Origin of the sequence: Bacillus proteolyticus, assembly GCF_001884065.1 — a bacterium.
GTDB lineage: Bacteria > Bacillota > Bacilli > Bacillales > Bacillaceae_G > Bacillus_A > Bacillus_A proteolyticus.
This window is the reverse complement of sequence record NZ_MACH01000025.1, coordinates 1-17,374: the sequence shown is the minus strand read 5'-3', so window position 1 is coordinate 17,374 and position 17,374 is coordinate 1. Positions and strand designations below refer to the sequence as shown.

Annotated in this window: 15 protein-coding genes and 2 pseudogenes; 12 read left to right on the top strand and 5 right to left on the bottom strand. The window is 30.9% G+C overall.

Going from position 1 to position 17,374, the window contains the following annotated elements:
• A pseudogene (locus BAQ49_RS03820) lies at positions 1-209 on the bottom strand (IS6 family transposase); the annotation flags it as partial.
• 239 nt (positions 210-448) lie between these two features.
• On the opposite strand from BAQ49_RS03820, the gene BAQ49_RS03815 reads away from it, so the two are divergent.
• The 6 genes and pseudogenes from BAQ49_RS03815 to BAQ49_RS03785 all read left to right on the top strand — a co-directional run bounded on the left by BAQ49_RS03815 (position 449) and on the right by BAQ49_RS03785 (position 7,367).
• Entirely contained in the window at positions 449-2,089 is a 1,641-nt protein-coding gene (locus tag BAQ49_RS03815) for a family 14 glycosylhydrolase (RefSeq protein WP_071744253.1), read from the top strand.
• A gap of 186 nt (positions 2,090-2,275) precedes the next feature.
• Positions 2,276-2,471, top strand: a pseudogene (locus tag BAQ49_RS03810) (YxeA family protein); the annotation flags it as partial.
• A gap of 378 nt (positions 2,472-2,849) precedes the next feature.
• Positions 2,850-3,617, top strand: a complete 768-nt coding sequence (locus BAQ49_RS03800; RefSeq protein WP_071744252.1) for an ABC transporter ATP-binding protein — start codon at positions 2,850-2,852, stop codon at positions 3,615-3,617.
• Positions 3,607-5,595 (top strand): FtsX-like permease family protein, encoded by a 1,989-nt coding sequence (locus BAQ49_RS03795; protein WP_071744251.1) that lies wholly within the window; start codon positions 3,607-3,609, stop codon positions 5,593-5,595. The genes BAQ49_RS03800 and BAQ49_RS03795 overlap by 11 nt, the downstream gene beginning before the upstream one ends.
• An 81-nt stretch (positions 5,596-5,676) precedes the next feature.
• Positions 5,677-6,348 carry a response regulator transcription factor gene (locus tag BAQ49_RS03790; RefSeq protein WP_071744250.1) on the top strand — a complete coding sequence of 224 codons (672 nt, stop codon included), beginning with the start codon at positions 5,677-5,679 and terminating at the stop codon, positions 6,346-6,348.
• Complete coding sequence (locus BAQ49_RS03785) at positions 6,345-7,367, top strand: sensor histidine kinase (RefSeq protein WP_071744249.1); 1,023 nt, start codon at positions 6,345-6,347, stop codon at positions 7,365-7,367. Before BAQ49_RS03790 ends, BAQ49_RS03785 begins: the two co-directional genes overlap by 4 nt.
• A 271-nt stretch (positions 7,368-7,638) precedes the next feature.
• Here BAQ49_RS03785 and BAQ49_RS03780 read toward each other — a convergent pair whose 3' ends face one another.
• From BAQ49_RS03780 to BAQ49_RS03765, 4 genes are all read right to left on the bottom strand, one after another.
• Positions 7,639-9,501 carry an FtsX-like permease family protein gene (locus BAQ49_RS03780; RefSeq protein ID WP_071744248.1) on the bottom strand — a complete coding sequence of 621 codons (1,863 nt, stop codon included), beginning with the start codon at positions 9,499-9,501 and terminating at the stop codon, positions 7,639-7,641.
• A 16-nt stretch (positions 9,502-9,517) separates the two neighbouring features.
• A complete protein-coding gene (locus BAQ49_RS03775; protein ID WP_071744247.1) occupies positions 9,518-10,279 on the bottom strand; it encodes an ABC transporter ATP-binding protein in 762 nt (253 codons plus the stop codon).
• Between the two features lie 284 nt (positions 10,280-10,563).
• Positions 10,564-11,640: a HAMP domain-containing sensor histidine kinase gene (locus BAQ49_RS03770; RefSeq protein WP_071744246.1), complete on the bottom strand. Its 1,077-nt coding sequence runs from the start codon at positions 11,638-11,640 to the stop codon at positions 10,564-10,566.
• Entirely contained in the window at positions 11,637-12,323 is a 687-nt protein-coding gene (locus BAQ49_RS03765) for a response regulator transcription factor (protein ID WP_000445463.1), read from the bottom strand. Before BAQ49_RS03765 ends, BAQ49_RS03770 begins: the two co-directional genes overlap by 4 nt.
• A 642-nt stretch (positions 12,324-12,965) precedes the next feature.
• Here BAQ49_RS03765 and BAQ49_RS03760 point away from each other — a divergent pair.
• The 6 genes from BAQ49_RS03760 (at position 12,966) to BAQ49_RS33855 (ending at position 17,180) form a co-directional block, all read left to right on the top strand.
• Positions 12,966-13,268 (top strand): hypothetical protein, encoded by a 303-nt coding sequence (locus BAQ49_RS03760; RefSeq protein WP_071744245.1) that lies wholly within the window; start codon positions 12,966-12,968, stop codon positions 13,266-13,268.
• A gap of 924 nt (positions 13,269-14,192) precedes the next feature.
• Positions 14,193-14,978 (top strand): GNAT family N-acetyltransferase, encoded by a 786-nt coding sequence (locus BAQ49_RS03750; RefSeq protein WP_071744244.1) that lies wholly within the window; start codon positions 14,193-14,195, stop codon positions 14,976-14,978.
• A gap of 735 nt (positions 14,979-15,713) precedes the next feature.
• Positions 15,714-15,845, top strand: a complete 132-nt coding sequence (locus BAQ49_RS33860; protein ID WP_279626793.1) for a hypothetical protein — start codon at positions 15,714-15,716, stop codon at positions 15,843-15,845.
• Positions 15,846-16,152: 307 nt separating this feature from the next.
• Positions 16,153-16,353 (top strand): helix-turn-helix transcriptional regulator, encoded by a 201-nt coding sequence (locus tag BAQ49_RS03740; protein ID WP_071744243.1) that lies wholly within the window; start codon positions 16,153-16,155, stop codon positions 16,351-16,353.
• A complete protein-coding gene (locus tag BAQ49_RS03735) occupies positions 16,350-16,814 on the top strand; it encodes a DUF6773 family protein (protein WP_071744242.1) in 465 nt (154 codons plus the stop codon). Before BAQ49_RS03740 ends, BAQ49_RS03735 begins: the two co-directional genes overlap by 4 nt.
• Positions 16,815-17,045: 231 nt before the next feature.
• Complete coding sequence (locus BAQ49_RS33855) at positions 17,046-17,180, top strand: hypothetical protein (RefSeq protein ID WP_001106974.1); 135 nt, start codon at positions 17,046-17,048, stop codon at positions 17,178-17,180.
• Positions 17,181-17,374: the final 194 nt, after the last annotated feature.

The following is a 17,374-nucleotide window of genomic DNA, read 5'->3' as shown; positions in this document are numbered from 1 at the left end:
TTAAGATGATGTCGTACTTTCTCTTCTAATTGAGGTCCATATTGATGAACCCAGCGCATAATCGTTGTGTGAGCAATTGATAATCCTCTTTCCTCCATCATTTCCACCAGATTACGAAAGCTCAAGTTGTACCGTAGGTACCACCTTACTGTTAATAAGATTAGTTCAGGCTGATAATGCTTCCATTTGAACAAATTCTCCTTTTCCATACTGATCACACACCTTTTGTAGAGTAGTAATATCAGTATGTCCAAGTTTCAGAGATTTTTTGCACCAGAACCGAATAATCTGTAGTCGAATTTTAAAATAAACAATTTAATTAATCTAGCTTGTTTATTTTAGCTTAATATTATGCAATATTCCATGCAAACGATTGCGTTTTTTCGTATATAATGAAAACGGATACATAAGCGTTTTATAAATTTAAAAAAGGAAAAGGAGAAAAGGAATGAAAAAACAGTTTCAATATTATGGTATTGTCATTTTATCTGTCTTGATGTTATTTGTATCTCTATTAATTCCACAAGCAAGTTTTGCAGCTGTAAATGGAAAAGGAATGAATCCGGATTACAAAGCTTACTTAATGGCACCATTAAAAAAGATTCCGGAAGTAACAAATTGGGAGACATTTGAAAATGATTTAAGGTGGGCAAAACAAAATGGTTTTTATGCTATTACTGTTGATTTTTGGTGGGGAGATATGGAAAAGAACGGGGATCAGCAATTTGATTTTTCATACGCACAGCGTTTTGCTCAATCAGTAAGAAATGCAGGTATGAAAATGATACCTATTATTTCTACACATCAGTGTGGTGGAAATGTTGGCGATGATTGTAATACACCAATTCCTTCATGGGTTTGGAATCAAAAAAATGATGATAGTCTTTACTTTAAATCTGAAACCGGAACCGTTAATAAAGAAACATTGAATCCACTTGCTTCAGATGTAATTCAAAAGGAATATGGTGAACTATATACGGCATTCGCAGTAGCTATGAAACCGTATAAAGATGTAATCGCAAAGATATACTTATCTGGGGGACCAGCTGGAGAGCTGAGATATCCTTCCTACACATCTGCTGATGGAAGCGGTTATCCATCACGTGGAAAGTTTCAAGCCTATACAGAATTTGCAAAATCAAAATTCCGTTCCTGGGTATTAAATAAATATGATTCCTTAAATGAAGTGAACAAAGAGTGGAGTACAAAACTTACTTCTGTTTCAGAAATTTTACCACCAAGCGATGAGGAACTGTTTCTAAAGAATGGATATAACTCTTCATATGGAAAAGATTATTTAGAATGGTATCAAGGTGTTTTAGAAAGTCATACAAAATTAATTGGTGAATTGGCACACGATGCTTTTGATTCAAGTCTTCAAGTACCAATCGGTGCAAAGATTGCAGGAGTACATTGGCAATATAATAATCCGGTTATACCTCACGGGGCAGAAAAGCCAGCAGGGTATAATAATTATAGCCATTTACTTGATGCTTTCAAAAGCGCAAAGTTAGATGTAACATTTACTTGTCTAGAAATGATAGATAAAGGTAGTTATCCCGAATATTCAATGCCTAGAACATTAGTACAAGAAATTGCAACATTAGCTAATCAAAAGGGAATTGTATTAAATGGTGAAAATGCTTTAAGTTTAGGCAATGAGGCAGAGTATAACAGAGTTGCAGAAATGGCTTTTAATTATAATTTTGCTGGATTTACGTTACTTCGGTATCAAGATGTAATGTATAACAATTCATTAATGGAGAAATTTAAGGATTTATTAGGTGTGACTCCTGTTATGCAAACGATTGTAGTAAAAAATGCTCCTACAACAATAGGAGATACTGTTTATATTACTGGCAATCGTGCGGAATTAGGAAGTTGGGACACGAAACAGTATCCAATTCAACTATATTATGATTCTCATAGTAATGATTGGAGAGGAAATGTTGTGTTGCCAGCTGAAAGAAATATAGAATTTAAAGCATTTATTAAAAGTAAAGATGGAACGGTCAAATCATGGCAAACAATACCACAAAGTTGGAATCCAGTCCCACTGAAGACTACCTCTCATATAAGTTGGTGGTAATTATATTATGCAAACAAAAAAGATCCTTTAATAAGTGATAAAATTATGAAGGAATATGAAGAAGTAAATTAGGGCTTTTCCTATAAAGCGTACCACCAACAGTTTAACGAAACTCTAGCAAACCATCCGAATTTAAAATCTGTACGTATTTTGATTGGTAACGGAGAAACATCAAATCGTTTTAATTATAATTTAACTGGATTTGATAAAGACGGTAAAGAAAAAAGAATTAGAATTCAATACTCAAAAAAACCTTCGTCAAGAAGCATTCCTACGCGTCTACTACTCTGATAAAAAAGTTGAAGAAGATGTATCAGGTTGGGAAGAAGTGAAGCAGGACGAGATTCCTGCGAAAGTGAAAGAAAAACTAGCTGCGAAATAATAAAAATAAATAGGGTTTGGCCTTAACGGTCAAATCCTTTTCTGTTTTCAAAATCTTTTTCTGAAATGACTATGAATCCATGTCTTTTAAATAGAGCTGTTGTTACGCCGTAACCAGTTTGTTGATTTCCACTAATTACATAAGTCTTATCGTTTTTTGCACCAGAACAGATACCCCTACATTTATCTGCCTCTTTGGTAAGGCATCGAATAACCCTTACATATACCACTGCTTTTTCTGATAACTTACATGTAGAGGTAGCATTCAATATAACAAAAATGTAATGTTAATGAAATGTAATTCCACCGATACTAGTAATGAAATTATATAAAATGAAGGAAGTTAAAGAATTTTTATAATGAAAAAGGAGAAGTATTAATGCGAAATATATTAAGTGTAGAAAAAATCGAAAAATATTATGGTAATAAAGATAACGTAACAAAGGCTATAGATAATATTAGTTTTAAGGTAGATGAGGGAGAATTTGTTGGGATAATGGGGCCCTCAGGAAGTGGCAAAACTACATTACTTAACTGTATATCAACGATTGATAATGTTACGACAGGGAAAATAATAATCAATAATAGTGACATTACTCGGTTGAAATCAAAGTCACTAGATAAGTTTAGAAAAAATGAATTAGGGTTTGTGTTTCAGGACTTTAATTTATTAGATACCCTTACTGCTTATGAAAATATTGCCCTAGCGTTAACAATAAAAGGTGAGGAAAGTTCAAAAATTGATGACAAAATACAAGCAGTTGCAAAATATTTAGACATTGAACAAGTATTAAGCAAATACCCTTATCAAATATCAGGTGGACAAAAACAAAGGGTTGCTTCGGCAAGAGCTATCGTAACAGAACCATCTTTAGTACTAGCAGATGAACCAACAGGATCGCTAGATTCTAAATCGGCTAGATTATTACTCGAAAGATTTGAAAGTCTAAATAAGGATTTAAAAGCTACCATACTTATGGTTACTCATGATGCGTTTACAGCAAGCTATGCTCGTAGAATTCTTTTTATTAATGATGGCAAAATATTTATCGAGTTGGTAAGAGGAAATGATTCCAGAAAAGAGTTCTTTACTAAAATTATCGAAGTTATAACCCTTCTTGGAGGTGACGATAATAATGTACTCTAAGCTTGCTATTGGGAATGTAAAGAAAAGTCTTAAAGATTATGCAATATATTTCTTAACACTAACACTGGCTGTTTGTATATTTTATAGCTTTAACTCCATAGAATCACAAAAGGCACTTATGGAAATTAGCGCTTCAGATAAAAAGTATGTGCCTACAGTAATGAACGCTATCTCAAATGTGTCAGTATTTGTATCCGTAATATTAGGTAGTTTAATATTGTATGCAAATAATTTCTTAATTAAAAAACGTAAAAAAGAATTAGGAATATACATGACTTTAGGTATGGGAAGAAGAAACATATCCAGAATATTAGTAACAGAGACATTTCTAGTTGGCGTTATATCTTTAGTGAGTGGACTTATAATAGGTATTGGAGTATCGCAGGGATTATCTACATTTGCATTAAAGTTATTTGAATTGCCCATCAATAAATATAAATTTGCAATTTCAACAGGTGCTATAGGTAAAAGCGTATTCTACTTTGGAATCATGTTTTTGCTTGTTATGTTATGTAATGTATATGTTGTTTCTAAATACAAAATAATTGATTTGTTAACAGCAGGTAGAAAAAACGAAGATGTAAAATTTAGAAATCCTCTTATCTATGTAATCACATTTATTATGTGTGTAGCAGCACTTGGGTATGCATATGTGACTGTATTAAAAATCGGATTGAATTATATGAATCCTATGCTCATGGTATCAATCCTTCTTGGCATATTAGGTACATTTCTGTTTTTCTTTAGTTTATCTGGATTTATATTATATGTTGTAAAGAAGAATAAAAAAGTCTATTTTAAAGGGTTAAATATATTTATCATTAAACAAATAAATAGTAAGGTTAATACAAATTTTATATCCATGTCTGTAATCTGTTTAATGTTATTCCTTACAATGGTGGCTTTATCTACAGGAATCAGCTTTAACAGAATGATGGACGCAACAATAAAAGAAACAACACCATTTGATGCCAGTATTATGTTGATGAATAGGGATGAAAGTTACACGATAGAAGACGTATTAAATAAATCAAATTTTAAACTAAGTAATAACGAAAAATATGTATCTTATAATGTATATTCAGCAAAGATGGAAGTGGGGGACGTTGTACCAGAAGTAACTAAAAATGCTAAGAATATCGTTGTGGATTTCATTAAAGTATCTGATTATAATAAAATTTTAAATCTCAAAGGTGAAAAGAAAATTACTTTAAATAACAATGAAGTTGTACTTTTATCAAATGATAACCGGTGGGTTAATTGGATAAATGAAAGATTAAAAAATAGCAATAAGGTGAATATTAAAGAAAAAGAATATCTGGTAAAACACGCTAAAGTTATACAAGAGAATCTTTACACTTCTGATGTGCCACTTAATTTCTTCGCAATCGTTATAAATGATGAGTTTTTATCAGGCTACAAAATTGGTACATCCGTACTTAATGTAAATTATTTAGATGAAAATAGAGAAGAATATAATAAAAAATATGATAACGTTGCAAGGGGCTTTTATGACGAAAATGGCCCGAAATTAAATATTGTATATATATCAGGCAAATCAAAGGATGAAGTTCGTGCAGAAAGTAAGGGATTGAAAACGATCATAATGTTTATTGGGATATATATAGGAATTGTATTTTTAATAACGAGTATGGCTGTATTAGCTCTTCAACAATTATCAGAAGCCAGTGATAGCATAGATCGATATAAATCTTTGAAGAGAATTGGTTCAAACGGAACCATGATTGACAAAACGATTTTTATTCAAACTTTCGTATACTTTAGTCTACCAGTTATTCTTGCCCTAATTCATTCTATAGTTGGAATTTATGTAATCAATAATTTTATTAACGCAATTCAACCAACAGACATTACTTTACCAGCATTGATGACTGGCTTAGTATTTCTTGTATTTTATTTGATATATTTCTACACGACATATGTCGGGTATAAAAATATTGTAAAAAGTAATACTTGATTTTATAATGCTCATTAGGGCTATTACACCTTGTTTCTCAAGATGTAATAGCCTTATATTCTGTATAGGGAGGGAAAAGTCATGAAAAAAATCATTCTGATTGAAGATGATGAAATCATCAGAGAAGAATTACAACATTTTTTTATAAAGTATGGATATGAAGTAAAGGCTCCCACAGATTTTAATCATATTATCGAATATATAGAAAGTGCGAATGCAGACCTTATATTACTAGACATAAATCTTCCTGTGTTCGATGGCTATTATATATGCAGAGAAATACGTAAAACTTCAGATGTTCCAATCTTCATGGTTACAAGCAGAGATAGCGATGTAGATGAACTAATAAGTATGAATTTAGGAGCAGACGATTTTATAACAAAGCCTTATAATACAGAAATACTATTAGCAAGAGTAACAAACATATTAAGAAGAACATCTGGAGATTTCAAGACGAATCATATCTTAATTTATAGAGATTTTACTTTAAATCTTTCAAATGCAACAGTTACTTATCAAGACAAGTCTGTAGAGTTAACTAAAAATGAAGTTAAGATACTCTCATGCTTAATAAATAATCGTGGAAATATTGTAAAAAGAGATTCACTCATTGAAACCTTATGGAAGTCTGATTATTTTGTGGATGATAGCACCTTAACTGTTAATATAAATAGAGTAAGAAAAAAGCTTGAAGAGATAGGTATAGAAAATCCAATTGCAACAAGAAGAAGCTTAGGGTATATAATGCCATGAATATAGGTGAATTTATTAAAGATAAAATAGTAGTAATACTATCTAATGTACTGGTATATATCATACTAGCAGGTATATTGCTAACTGCGCATGTTCCGTTCATTATCATATTCTTTGTCTTTTGTATTTGGTTTTTTCCATTGATTTCATATATGGTTATAGAATTTATAAAATGTAAAAATTATTATAATGAGATTAATGGCATATTAGAAAACTTGGAGAAAAAATACTTACTTCCAGAGGTTGTAAAGGAAGCAAACTTTATACATGGGGAAAAGCTTAACGCTATACTGAAAGAAGTAAGTAGAGATATGCATGAAAATGTAAAGTATTATAGAGATACGCAGTTGGATTACAGAGAATATATAGAGACATGGGTGCATGAAATTAAGACACCAATAGCTTCTACAAAGCTTATAATAGAAAATAATCAAAATGAAGTAACGAATAAAATTGACTCTCAAATAGATCGGATTGAGGGGTTTGTAGAACAGGTTCTGTATTATTCTCGAAGTAGTAACGTTTATGAAGACTATATTATCAAGCCAATTAACCTAGATAATATAGTAAGGAATGTAATTAAAAAAAACTATAGGGATTTTATTCATAAGAGAATAAAATTAGATATACAGAATATTGATGAGATTGTATATAGTGATGGGAAATGGGTTGAATTTATTATTAATCAAATAATAGGAAATTCTATTAAGTACTCAAATAACAAAGAACAAATGATACGTATATACTCAATTAAGAAAACTAACTCAGTAATACTAACTATAGAAGATAATGGAGTAGGGATAGTAACTAAAGATATAAATAGAGTATTTGAGAAAGGATTTACTGGAGAGAATGGCAGGAGATTTAGCAAAAGTACAGGAATGGGCTTGTATCTCTGCGAAAAACTGTGTTCAAAATTAGGATTGAAAATTGGCATTGAATCTGAAGTGAATAAAGGAACTAGCGTTACATTAATATTTCCTTTATCAGGTATGGTAACTTTTGAGTCTTATTTATAAAAGAAATGCTGCCAACCTCCCACTAATTTCATATGAAACTTATAAACAAATGTAAAACGGTATGAAGAGAGTAAAAATTCTCTTCATACCGTTTGTATTATTTAGCCATTGAACATATTGGTATATGTAATTAAAGACTATGCTCTTTATCCATTTCAAACAATATAAAAAAACACCCGCGATTGTTCGAGGGTGTTACTTCACCTATTTACACTCATTCAGCAAACAGGGTCCGATTTTGTTGATACCTTTTATAAATAACAGCATTACATTAATCTTTTTTCGGGAGTACAATTCTTTTAAATAATTGAACAGTAATCCAATAATACATCGAGTAAATTACTATAAAAATTACAAGTGGTAACCAAATGCGAGAGTACGGATCGATTAAAAGAGGGCTAAACATCTTCATACCAACTAATATGTGAGTAATCCCCACAATTGCTGGGAATAAGAATATGTAGAATAACTCTTTATAAATTGATTTTGTTAATAATTCTCGGCGGACACCAATTTTATGAAGCATTTGATAACGTGTTACATCTTTTGATGCTCCCGACAGAACTTTAAACATTAAGCTACTTGCCATCATTGCTAAAAATGCAATTCCAACGAAGAAACCCATAAACATGAATCCACTGGCCAAACCATGACTCAGATTATACATTTGATACGTACTACCTAATTCTTCCGATTTCACATTTTTATATTTCGCTACCTGTAATTCATCAAGTTTTTTCCATTCTTTTAAGTGCGCTCCAAAATCATCTGTTTTCCCAATAAACACAGTACTTTCTTTTTCCTTCATACTATCGTATATGTTTGAGTCTATAATTTTTATTTGATGATCAGGATACATATAAGTAGGCTGGATTGTGAAGAATGCTTCTTTCCATTGTTTTGTTTTCGTCTCATCGTTATACAGTTTATAAAGCTGTTTTGGCAATGCAAATGCATCCTTAGGAAATTCCTCTGAAACTTTCATCTTCTTCCTATTCTCACTATCTTGTGCTAAAGGACGATTTTTCTCTACATCTTCTTTTATATAATAAACATACTGATCATCTACTTTGTAGCGATATTCAAACTTCTCTTGAAATAAGATGCCACTCAAAATTTTCTTTTCTTCCGCTGTTGGATTATGAACGACTGAATCGTAAACTTTTTCTTTATTAGTCGTCTCTAGAACGTTATTTTCAAATGCCATACCACACGCAATTCCACCAGCGCCAAGAGCCACTAGGATTGCTACCGTTGCAAGCACCCGTGTTAGGCTATTAATTCGGAAATTCAGTTGTGCAAAAGTAAAAGCATTCAGTCCTTTTTCACGACGTTTTTTATTACTCTTTATCTTGTTAAGCATAACTGGGAGAAGTGATCCAAATAACATGTAAGTACCGATTGTTGCTGTGATTAATCCAATACCCATGAATTTAGGTACGGTTAATAGCTCTTTTTCCTGTAAATGTGCTATATGGATCAGTGATGCATACCCAATACCTAGCAAAATCAGACCAAGGAATGCAACTACACCTGTCATTTTTCCTTTTACAGCGATACGATCTGTTTTTGCATCTGCATGTACAAGTTGTAGTACAGAAATACGAGATAATTTCATACTATTCATGATTGCTGATACTATAAATAGTGCAAAGAAAAAGAGACAAGTAACAGTCATAGATGGAATATAAAATGCTTTATAACCTTCACCAGAGAATTCCAACTGCTTCATTAATAACTGACCAATACCTTCTGCAAGCCCTATACCAACTGCGATTCCAATTGCAAGAGATGCGGCACCTATTACGATTGTTTCGATAAACATAAGTGAGGTAACTTTATACCTTTTTGCCCCTAACATCATGTACATGCCAAATTCTTTTTGGCGAAGAGATAATAAGAAAGAATTTGTATATAAAATATAGAAGAACGTTACAATCGCTAATAAAACGGAACCGATTTGGAATGCAATTGCAACCGTATCAGCATGTGGATTGGATTCAAGGAACGCTTTATTTAGTGATAACGTTTGGAACATATAAAAAGTTGAAATAGATACAATCAAACCAACAAGTAAGACAATATAGTCTTGTAACTTACTTTTTAGCCCTGACATGGAAAGTTTAAATAACATGATTGAACTTCCTTCCTTACGCTTTTTGTGTGCCTAAGTTTGCAAGCACGTCTAAAATTTCTTTATAGAATTCCTCACGGGTACCACCGCGATGAATTTCTTTATACAACTCACCATCTTGAATGAATAAAATACGCTGACAGTAACTTGCGCTGTAAGGATCATGCGTAACCATCATAATGGATACACCTTGCTTTTTATTTAAGCTTGTCATGGCATCAAGTAAACTCGTTGCATTTTTAGAATCTAGAGCTCCAGTTGGTTCGTCTCCCAAAATAATTGCTGGTTCATGAACTAACGCACGTGCTGCTGCAGAACGTTGCTTTTGTCCCCCAGATACTTCAGAAGGATACTTTTGAAGTATAGCTGTAATGCCTAACATATCAGCTACTTTTTCTACTTTCTTTCCAATATTACGAGATGCAACACCTTGAAGGGAAAGCGGTAGCGCAATATTTTCATATATAGATAAATTCTCTAATAAGTTAAAGTCTTGGAAAATGAATCCTAATTTTTGCGAACGGAAATCAGAAAGCTCACCTTGCTTCATTTTCGTAATATCCGTTCCTGCAATTTCAACAACGCCGCCCGTTGCTGTGTCTAACGTTGAAATTACATTTAATAATGTTGTTTTACCAGAACCAGAAGGGCCCATAATACCGACAAACTCCCCCTCTTGAATTGAGAATGATACACCTTTTAATGCGTGTGATTGATTCTCGCCTTTTTTACCGTACAATTTTTGAATGTTTTTTACATCTACAACTGCTTTTATCATATTTATCCTCCTATGTTTGTTTTTTTATTTCTATAAAATAAGGGTTATTCATACTTTCTCCTAACAAAATAGTCGTGTTACATCTACCTTTTTCATGAGATTGTCACGATGTAACCACTTGAAAGTTGTAAAGAAAATTTGCTTATTCATTTCTCCTTTCTCCTCATCGCTTTGAATACATACATGATAAACTATGAAAATTAGGAAACACTCTATAAAATCCTTAAGAATTCTTAAGTTTTTATAAAAAAAAGCTTATGGAACCTGTAATTCCATAAGCCAATCTATTGGATAGGATGTTCAACAATAAAGGACATCCAGCCATCTTTATATTCTGCATGTATATTACCTTGATGAAGTTCAACAATTCTTTTTGAGATAGCAAGCCCCAGACCATTTCCCTGGTCATCTTTTCTTGCCTTGTCCCCTCTGAAAAATCTTTCAAACAATTTATTAGGATCGCTAACAGGCGGCTTCTCGACTTTATTTGATACTTTCAAAACCGCTTTGTTATCTATTAATTCAAGACATACGGATAATTCGGAAGGTTTCATGCTGTACTTTATCGCATTCATAAACAGATTTTCATATACACGTACCATTTTTTCTACATCCATGAAAATAGGTATTGTTTCTTCCGTTATTGATTTTTGAACGTTTAAACTTTCTTTTTCAAATATAGGAATGTATTCTCCAACTATTTGCTCCAACAAACCTGATAGATCAACTTCATTAAAGTTTAACTTAGCATCTATGCCTGATAAACGAGTATATTCAAACAGTTCATCAATTAAATATTTCAGTCTCTGTGATTTTAAATAAGTGGTTTCAAGGTATTCCCGTAATTGTGTTTTACTGTTGTATTGCCCTCTTTTTAATAAATCTATATAGCCAATAATAGATGTTAATGGTGTGCGTAAGTCATGAGATACATTGGTTATAAGTTCATTTTTTGTACGTTCTAATCGTCTTTCTTGTTCAAATGTATTTTCCAATTCCTTGGACATATAGTTGATATTTTGAGCAAGTTGGGTCAATTCGTCCTTCCCCTTAATCCCAATTGTCAGACCTAGTTTTCCATTGGCAATATCATTCACATTATCAGAAATGAGCTTCAAATATACTATTTTCTTTCGAACCAATATCAAAAAAATTATAATAAAGTTAAAGATTGCGAACGTGAATAGGAACAACAATGACAAATAGAATTCATACATACCAAATTCTTCGTGTTTTTTAAATATTGGATCTATGACGTATACCAAAATGAGGATTGTTAAACCAAATGAAATAAAAAAACTAACTGCAACAGCACCAAGAAGTTTTATAATGATCTTATTTCTGAAACTAACATTCTTCATATTTTATACCCAATTCCCCAAACAGTTTTAATATAAATGGGATGTTTAGAATCTTCTTCAATTTTGTCTCTTATTTTTGTAATATGCACCATGACGGTATTATCTGATTTATAAAAAACCTCTTTCCAAACTGATTCATATATTTTTGAAACACTCAGGACAATCCCTTTGTTACGGACAAGTAGTTCGAGAATATCAAACTCTTTTGGAGTTAGCCTTGTTTCTTTTCCCCTTACCCATACTTGACGAGTATCTGTATTCACGGTTAAGTCACCAATTTCTAGAATGCTTTTATTATGTTCTATTGACGTATTGTATTTTTTAAACCTTCTTAATTGGGATTTTACCCTAGCGATTAATTCCAATGGGTTAAACGGCTTTGATAAATAATCATCAGCACCAGAGGCCAGTCCCTGAATTTTGTCTATATCCTCAGATTTTGCAGATAGCATAATGATAGGCATATTGCGATCTTCCCTAATCTTCATACAAGCTTCAATACCATCCATATTCGGCATCATAATATCTAAAATAATAAGATCAAATTCCTTTACTTCTAACAATTGTAAAGCTTCCAAAGCATCTTCTGCTTTTTGAGTTTTTAGGCCTTCATTTTCCAGGTATACAGAGATAAGATTTCTAATCTCTTTATCATCATCAACAATAAGAATGTTTGACTCCATTTTATTCCTCCACATGTTTTCTCATATTGAACATTTAAAGACAATTGCAGGTGAGACATGTCTATCGTCTCTTTATTGTAAATCTAACAGCGAAAAACAAGAAACAACATACTGAATATAGTGATACTGTTCACCTTAATATAATGTTCATTATGTTAAGGCTAAACATTATCCAATTCATTAGATTTCATCTACTTTTAATTAACTTTCCTTTGAATACACCTGTGCTTGACCCGATTTTGACAATGTTTATTTTCTTCAATTCAGTTCCTTCAATTAATTTGTCTCCAAGAAATCTAGAACTTGGAAGGACTGGAACGACTAATTTTTTGTTCATTGTATACAGAAATAAGAAAGCGAATCGTATTCATAATTAATCACACCGTATGTTTGCATTCATAATCATACTCTAGAGTCCAAACCTTAAGAAATAGGGGCAAAAGTTCTTAAGAATTCTTAAGCTTTATGCAGCAGGTTGTCATCAGTATAAATGTTCGTTCTTAAATATTGACTATTACTTTCTCGATGTAATGATAGTAATTAAAAACAACTTTAATATAGTAAAGTATTTAATATAACTTTCAATAATCCAAGAGTAAGGTCATACGTCATTAAATAGGTATTATACTATAAGAATCTAGAGTGATTTATAAAAAAATAATAGGGCATGCATTAGAAATTATCGGTAAAGAAATTCGTGAAGTAAAAGATTTAAAAATAGCTCAAAAAGGGACTGGTGCAAATTTTCTTAATAGGGTCACCATACATGCCCATCAGCTTAAGGATACATGCAATATTTTATGCAAAAAATCGGGGGACATAGGGAACTATGGGGAAGCCGGAAGACGCACCAGGATAGGAATGTATAAAAAGATGCATAGAATCATAGAAAAAGGTGAATCCCTTGTGAGAGTAAGGGGATGCCTTTGTCCTTGCTACCAATAATGAGACGTTATGTTAACTGAGTATGTATAAAATATACATCCAACTTTCAGCACCATATTACTCTTTCTAAATGGTATAATTAGGAAAAAGGTATCTATCCAGAAGCAGACAACTTTTACGAACACTTATTAGAGGGAATTGAAAATGCAATTGAAAATGAGTGGTGGGAAGAATAATATATAACAAACCACAACACAACTCCTTTCAAAAGATACAAGCAGAATTACTTCCGCCCTCGAAAATTATGTAAATACGAAACCCCTTCAGCAAGTAAACTGAAGGGGTTTTTTCTAGATACATTGAATACCGATAAGTGGGATTATGTAAATTTTTAATATGGTTTTTAATCTTCGGACAGGATTAAAAACCATATTAAAAATTATTTATACAAACTAATCCCTTATCTATTATAGATAAGGGATTGGTTTAATTTTGTTGTATGGTATAAACAAAATTGAGTGTCATAATATATGGTAACATGAATATTTATGTTTTTTTAAATTTTATTTATTCTAAATAAACAAAAAGAACTAGTATGATACTAGTTCTTTTTGTTTGTAGATCCATATTTAAGTAGTAGGGTACTACATATAAATCAATACAATATTAGAAGTAAAAGGATACCAACCTTTGTACAGATTAATTATAGCATAAATTTTCAGAAAAAATATATTTATTAGTTGGTTATTTATTCCTTGTTTTATCGTGTTTTGAATGTATACTTTCGTCAGTGGTTTTGGGGAAAATGAGTAAGTTGTAATGAAGTTAATAAAACCAAAGGTTTGAAAGTAAACTAATATGTAAAAGTTTACTTTCATTTCTCCTTGGAAATATTTTAATTAAAAAACTGAAAATTAAAATATTTAAATGTATAATGAAGTAAAGAAGATATTGAAGAAATAAATAGAGAAGAGGGAATATCGTATGACTAGTTTAAAAAATGTTCTTGAGCTTGATTTTGCATATCTTGAAACTTTTACTAGCCGAATAGATAAATCATGGGGGTCTATATTTTGTAATGCAAGCAACCCATATTATTATGATGCAAATCATGCACATGTAAGTGTAGTAAGTTTAAATCCACAAGTGATAGTAGATGAAGTAGTGCATTTCTATAAAACTAAAAATATAGTACCTAGATTTTATATATACAACTTAGATATGCAAGAAAAATTGATTTCTGAATTACAAATAAAGAATTTTGGATTTGAAGAATTAATAAGTCCAGTCCAATTATGGAACAAGAAATTAACTAAAAAAGATAAAAATGAAAAAGTTACTATTGAAAAAGTATCTGAGTTAAATTTTGAAGAAGCTTTAGATATTGAATGTAGTATAAAAGAGTTAGGGGGCGAAGTTAGAAAAAAAGCTTTTCAAGATGAATTCCAACATCCAGCATTCACTCACTATCTACTTAGATACAATGGAGTAGCATGTTCCATCGCTTGTATTTTTGAACATGAAAAACAAGCCCGAATGGAAAGTGTAGCTACAATTGAAAAGTTTAGAGGTAAAGGGTTAATAGGTGAACTTATTCACTTTATTCAAAGTGAAGTAATGAATAGAGGACTAGATAATCTTTGGGTGATCCCAATTAACGAAAAAGTAGAAAAAGTGTATGAAAAGTATGGATTTGAAACAGTAGAAAAAATTAAAACGGGACATGCGTTTTTAGAAGGAAAAAGTATTAAAGAAATTCACGAGGGATAGAAAAAAACAATTTATTTTGCTAAAAAAATATTTAGTTAACAAGTGTATTGAAAGTAAACTTCTATCTAAAAGTTTACATGCATATTCAAAATAAGTTAAAAGCACTTTTTAATGTTTTAAAAGTTCTTTTAACTTGATGTTGATGTAACGGAATCTCAAGTATGTAGGAATTTAAAAAAGTCCCTTAATAATGCTAAAGGGACTTTGCTCACACAAATGATCTACACATCAATTCACTTTTGATATACAGATCATTTGTATGATAATTTTTATAAATAATTGCGGAATAATGAACTTACATTACTGCTTTTAAAAGTTCTTGTACAAATGGAATGATTCCACCTACAAATTTTAAAACTGCCATTGCGATTGCCATATGATTTCCTCCTCTTTTTTCATATTAAGGTATGATAATTTTTATAAATAATTGCGGAATAATGGACTTACATTACTGCTTTTAAAAGTTCTGTTACTAATGGAAGTACTCCACCTAAGAATGATAAAACTGCCATTGCGATTGTCATATTATTTCCTCCTCTGTTGTTGATGCTAAGATGTGATTTATCTTTATGCTTTTATTATAGTAAGCGCTTACATTTATAACAATACATTTCTATATGCAATATTGCATATTTATACGTTTAGACAAAAATTAGACCTCTATTAGTCATTCCTTGATGGTATCATAGCGAGGTGAGAGTCTTTAAGGGTTCTCCTTAATAGGAGGAAACGGATATGGAAAGAGTGCAAGTGATTGATAGTAATCTGAAACTCAAGAGCTGGGTTAAACAGGTATTAGCTGTAGGCGGAATGTTAGGTTTCTTCTATTTGATGTTACATGTTTGTAGTTATTTAATTGTTATGTAAATATATACAGCTATAATAGTGGAGTCTTTCCTACAGAGGTAAGGCTCTGTTGTTGTATCTGAGGTGAATTTTTTTGGAGGTACTCCAAAATATTAGGTTGATGGGCATGTGGTTCTACTTCTAATTTGAAAGTAAACTTCTATTCAAAAGTTTACTTTCAGAATAAAAAAAGTCCTAGAGATTTAGGACTTTTTTTTTATTAGTTATGCAATATATACATTGCTAATGCAATGTATATATTGCATAAAGTTTTTATATGCGGTATGATAGTTTATAGTTCCTTATTATTCCATAACGAGGTGAACAAATGCCTATTAATAAAATTAAATTGGCTAGAATGGAAAAAAATCTAACACAACAAGAGTTAGCAGATATAGTAAAAGTTACAAGGCAAACTATTGGTTTAATAGAGCTTGGAAAATATAACCCATCTTTGAAATTATGTATTGATCTTGCAAAAACACTTAATAAAACATTAGATGAACTATTTTGGGAGGATACAAATTGAGAAAGTTATTTAGTCTTAATTCATATGATGATGAACGTTTAAGTGCACTGGAATTTAAAGCTTACGCTGAAGTAGGTTGTATAATTTTTGGACTAGTATGTATTGATATGTTAGTTCGAGCTATTATTTTAGATCGTCCTTTATTGGAATGGATTTCGAGTTTTGTGATTTATATATTTTTCATTTCTTATATGATTTATAGACATAACGTAATGGGGATAAAAGAGGAAGAGATTTTAAATCCATCTCAGCTTAAAGATTATAAAATAATGGAAAGAATAAGTAATGGAGCTACTATTTTATATATATTATATTATTTTATTAGTTACGGAAAACCACATACTTGGACTGAGTGGTTTAAACAAATATATATAGTTGGTGTAATTGCTATATTTTCTTATGTAATAAGTAAATTTGTAATTTGTAAAATCAAGAATAAAAGTTTTGGCAATAATTATTGATAAATCATTTATATTTGAAGATTAGATAAAAAATTATAAAGACTACTTATTCAGTTAAGGATGTCTTTTTTTATTGGTGTCTGAAAGTAAGCTTCTATCTAAAAGTTTACTTTCAGAAATGATAACAACAGTCTAATTATTTAAGGTAAATTTAAGATTGTTTTTCTAGATATTCCTAATTTACATATTATAATTACAATATTAAGTTGTATTTATGGAGGATGTTATAGGGTGAACTACAAAAAAGGTATTATGATAGGTCTATTATGTGTATTTGTTTTTTCATTAGGTGGTTGTGATTTTTTAGATGGATTTAAAAGTGGATTCAGTTCTAAAACTGAAAAAGTAGAAAATCAGGAAAAATAATAAAATTTTTATAGATGTTTTGAAGCCAAAAGGTGACTTACTCAATGTCATCTTTTGGCTTTTTTTAGTGGAATTAAGAGTAAACTTCTATGTAAAAGTTTACTTTCGAATTTTGAGATAAATTTATATTAAGATGTACGCAAAAAAAAATTATTAAGGGGATAAAAGATAATCTTACCGATTATCGAATTGTT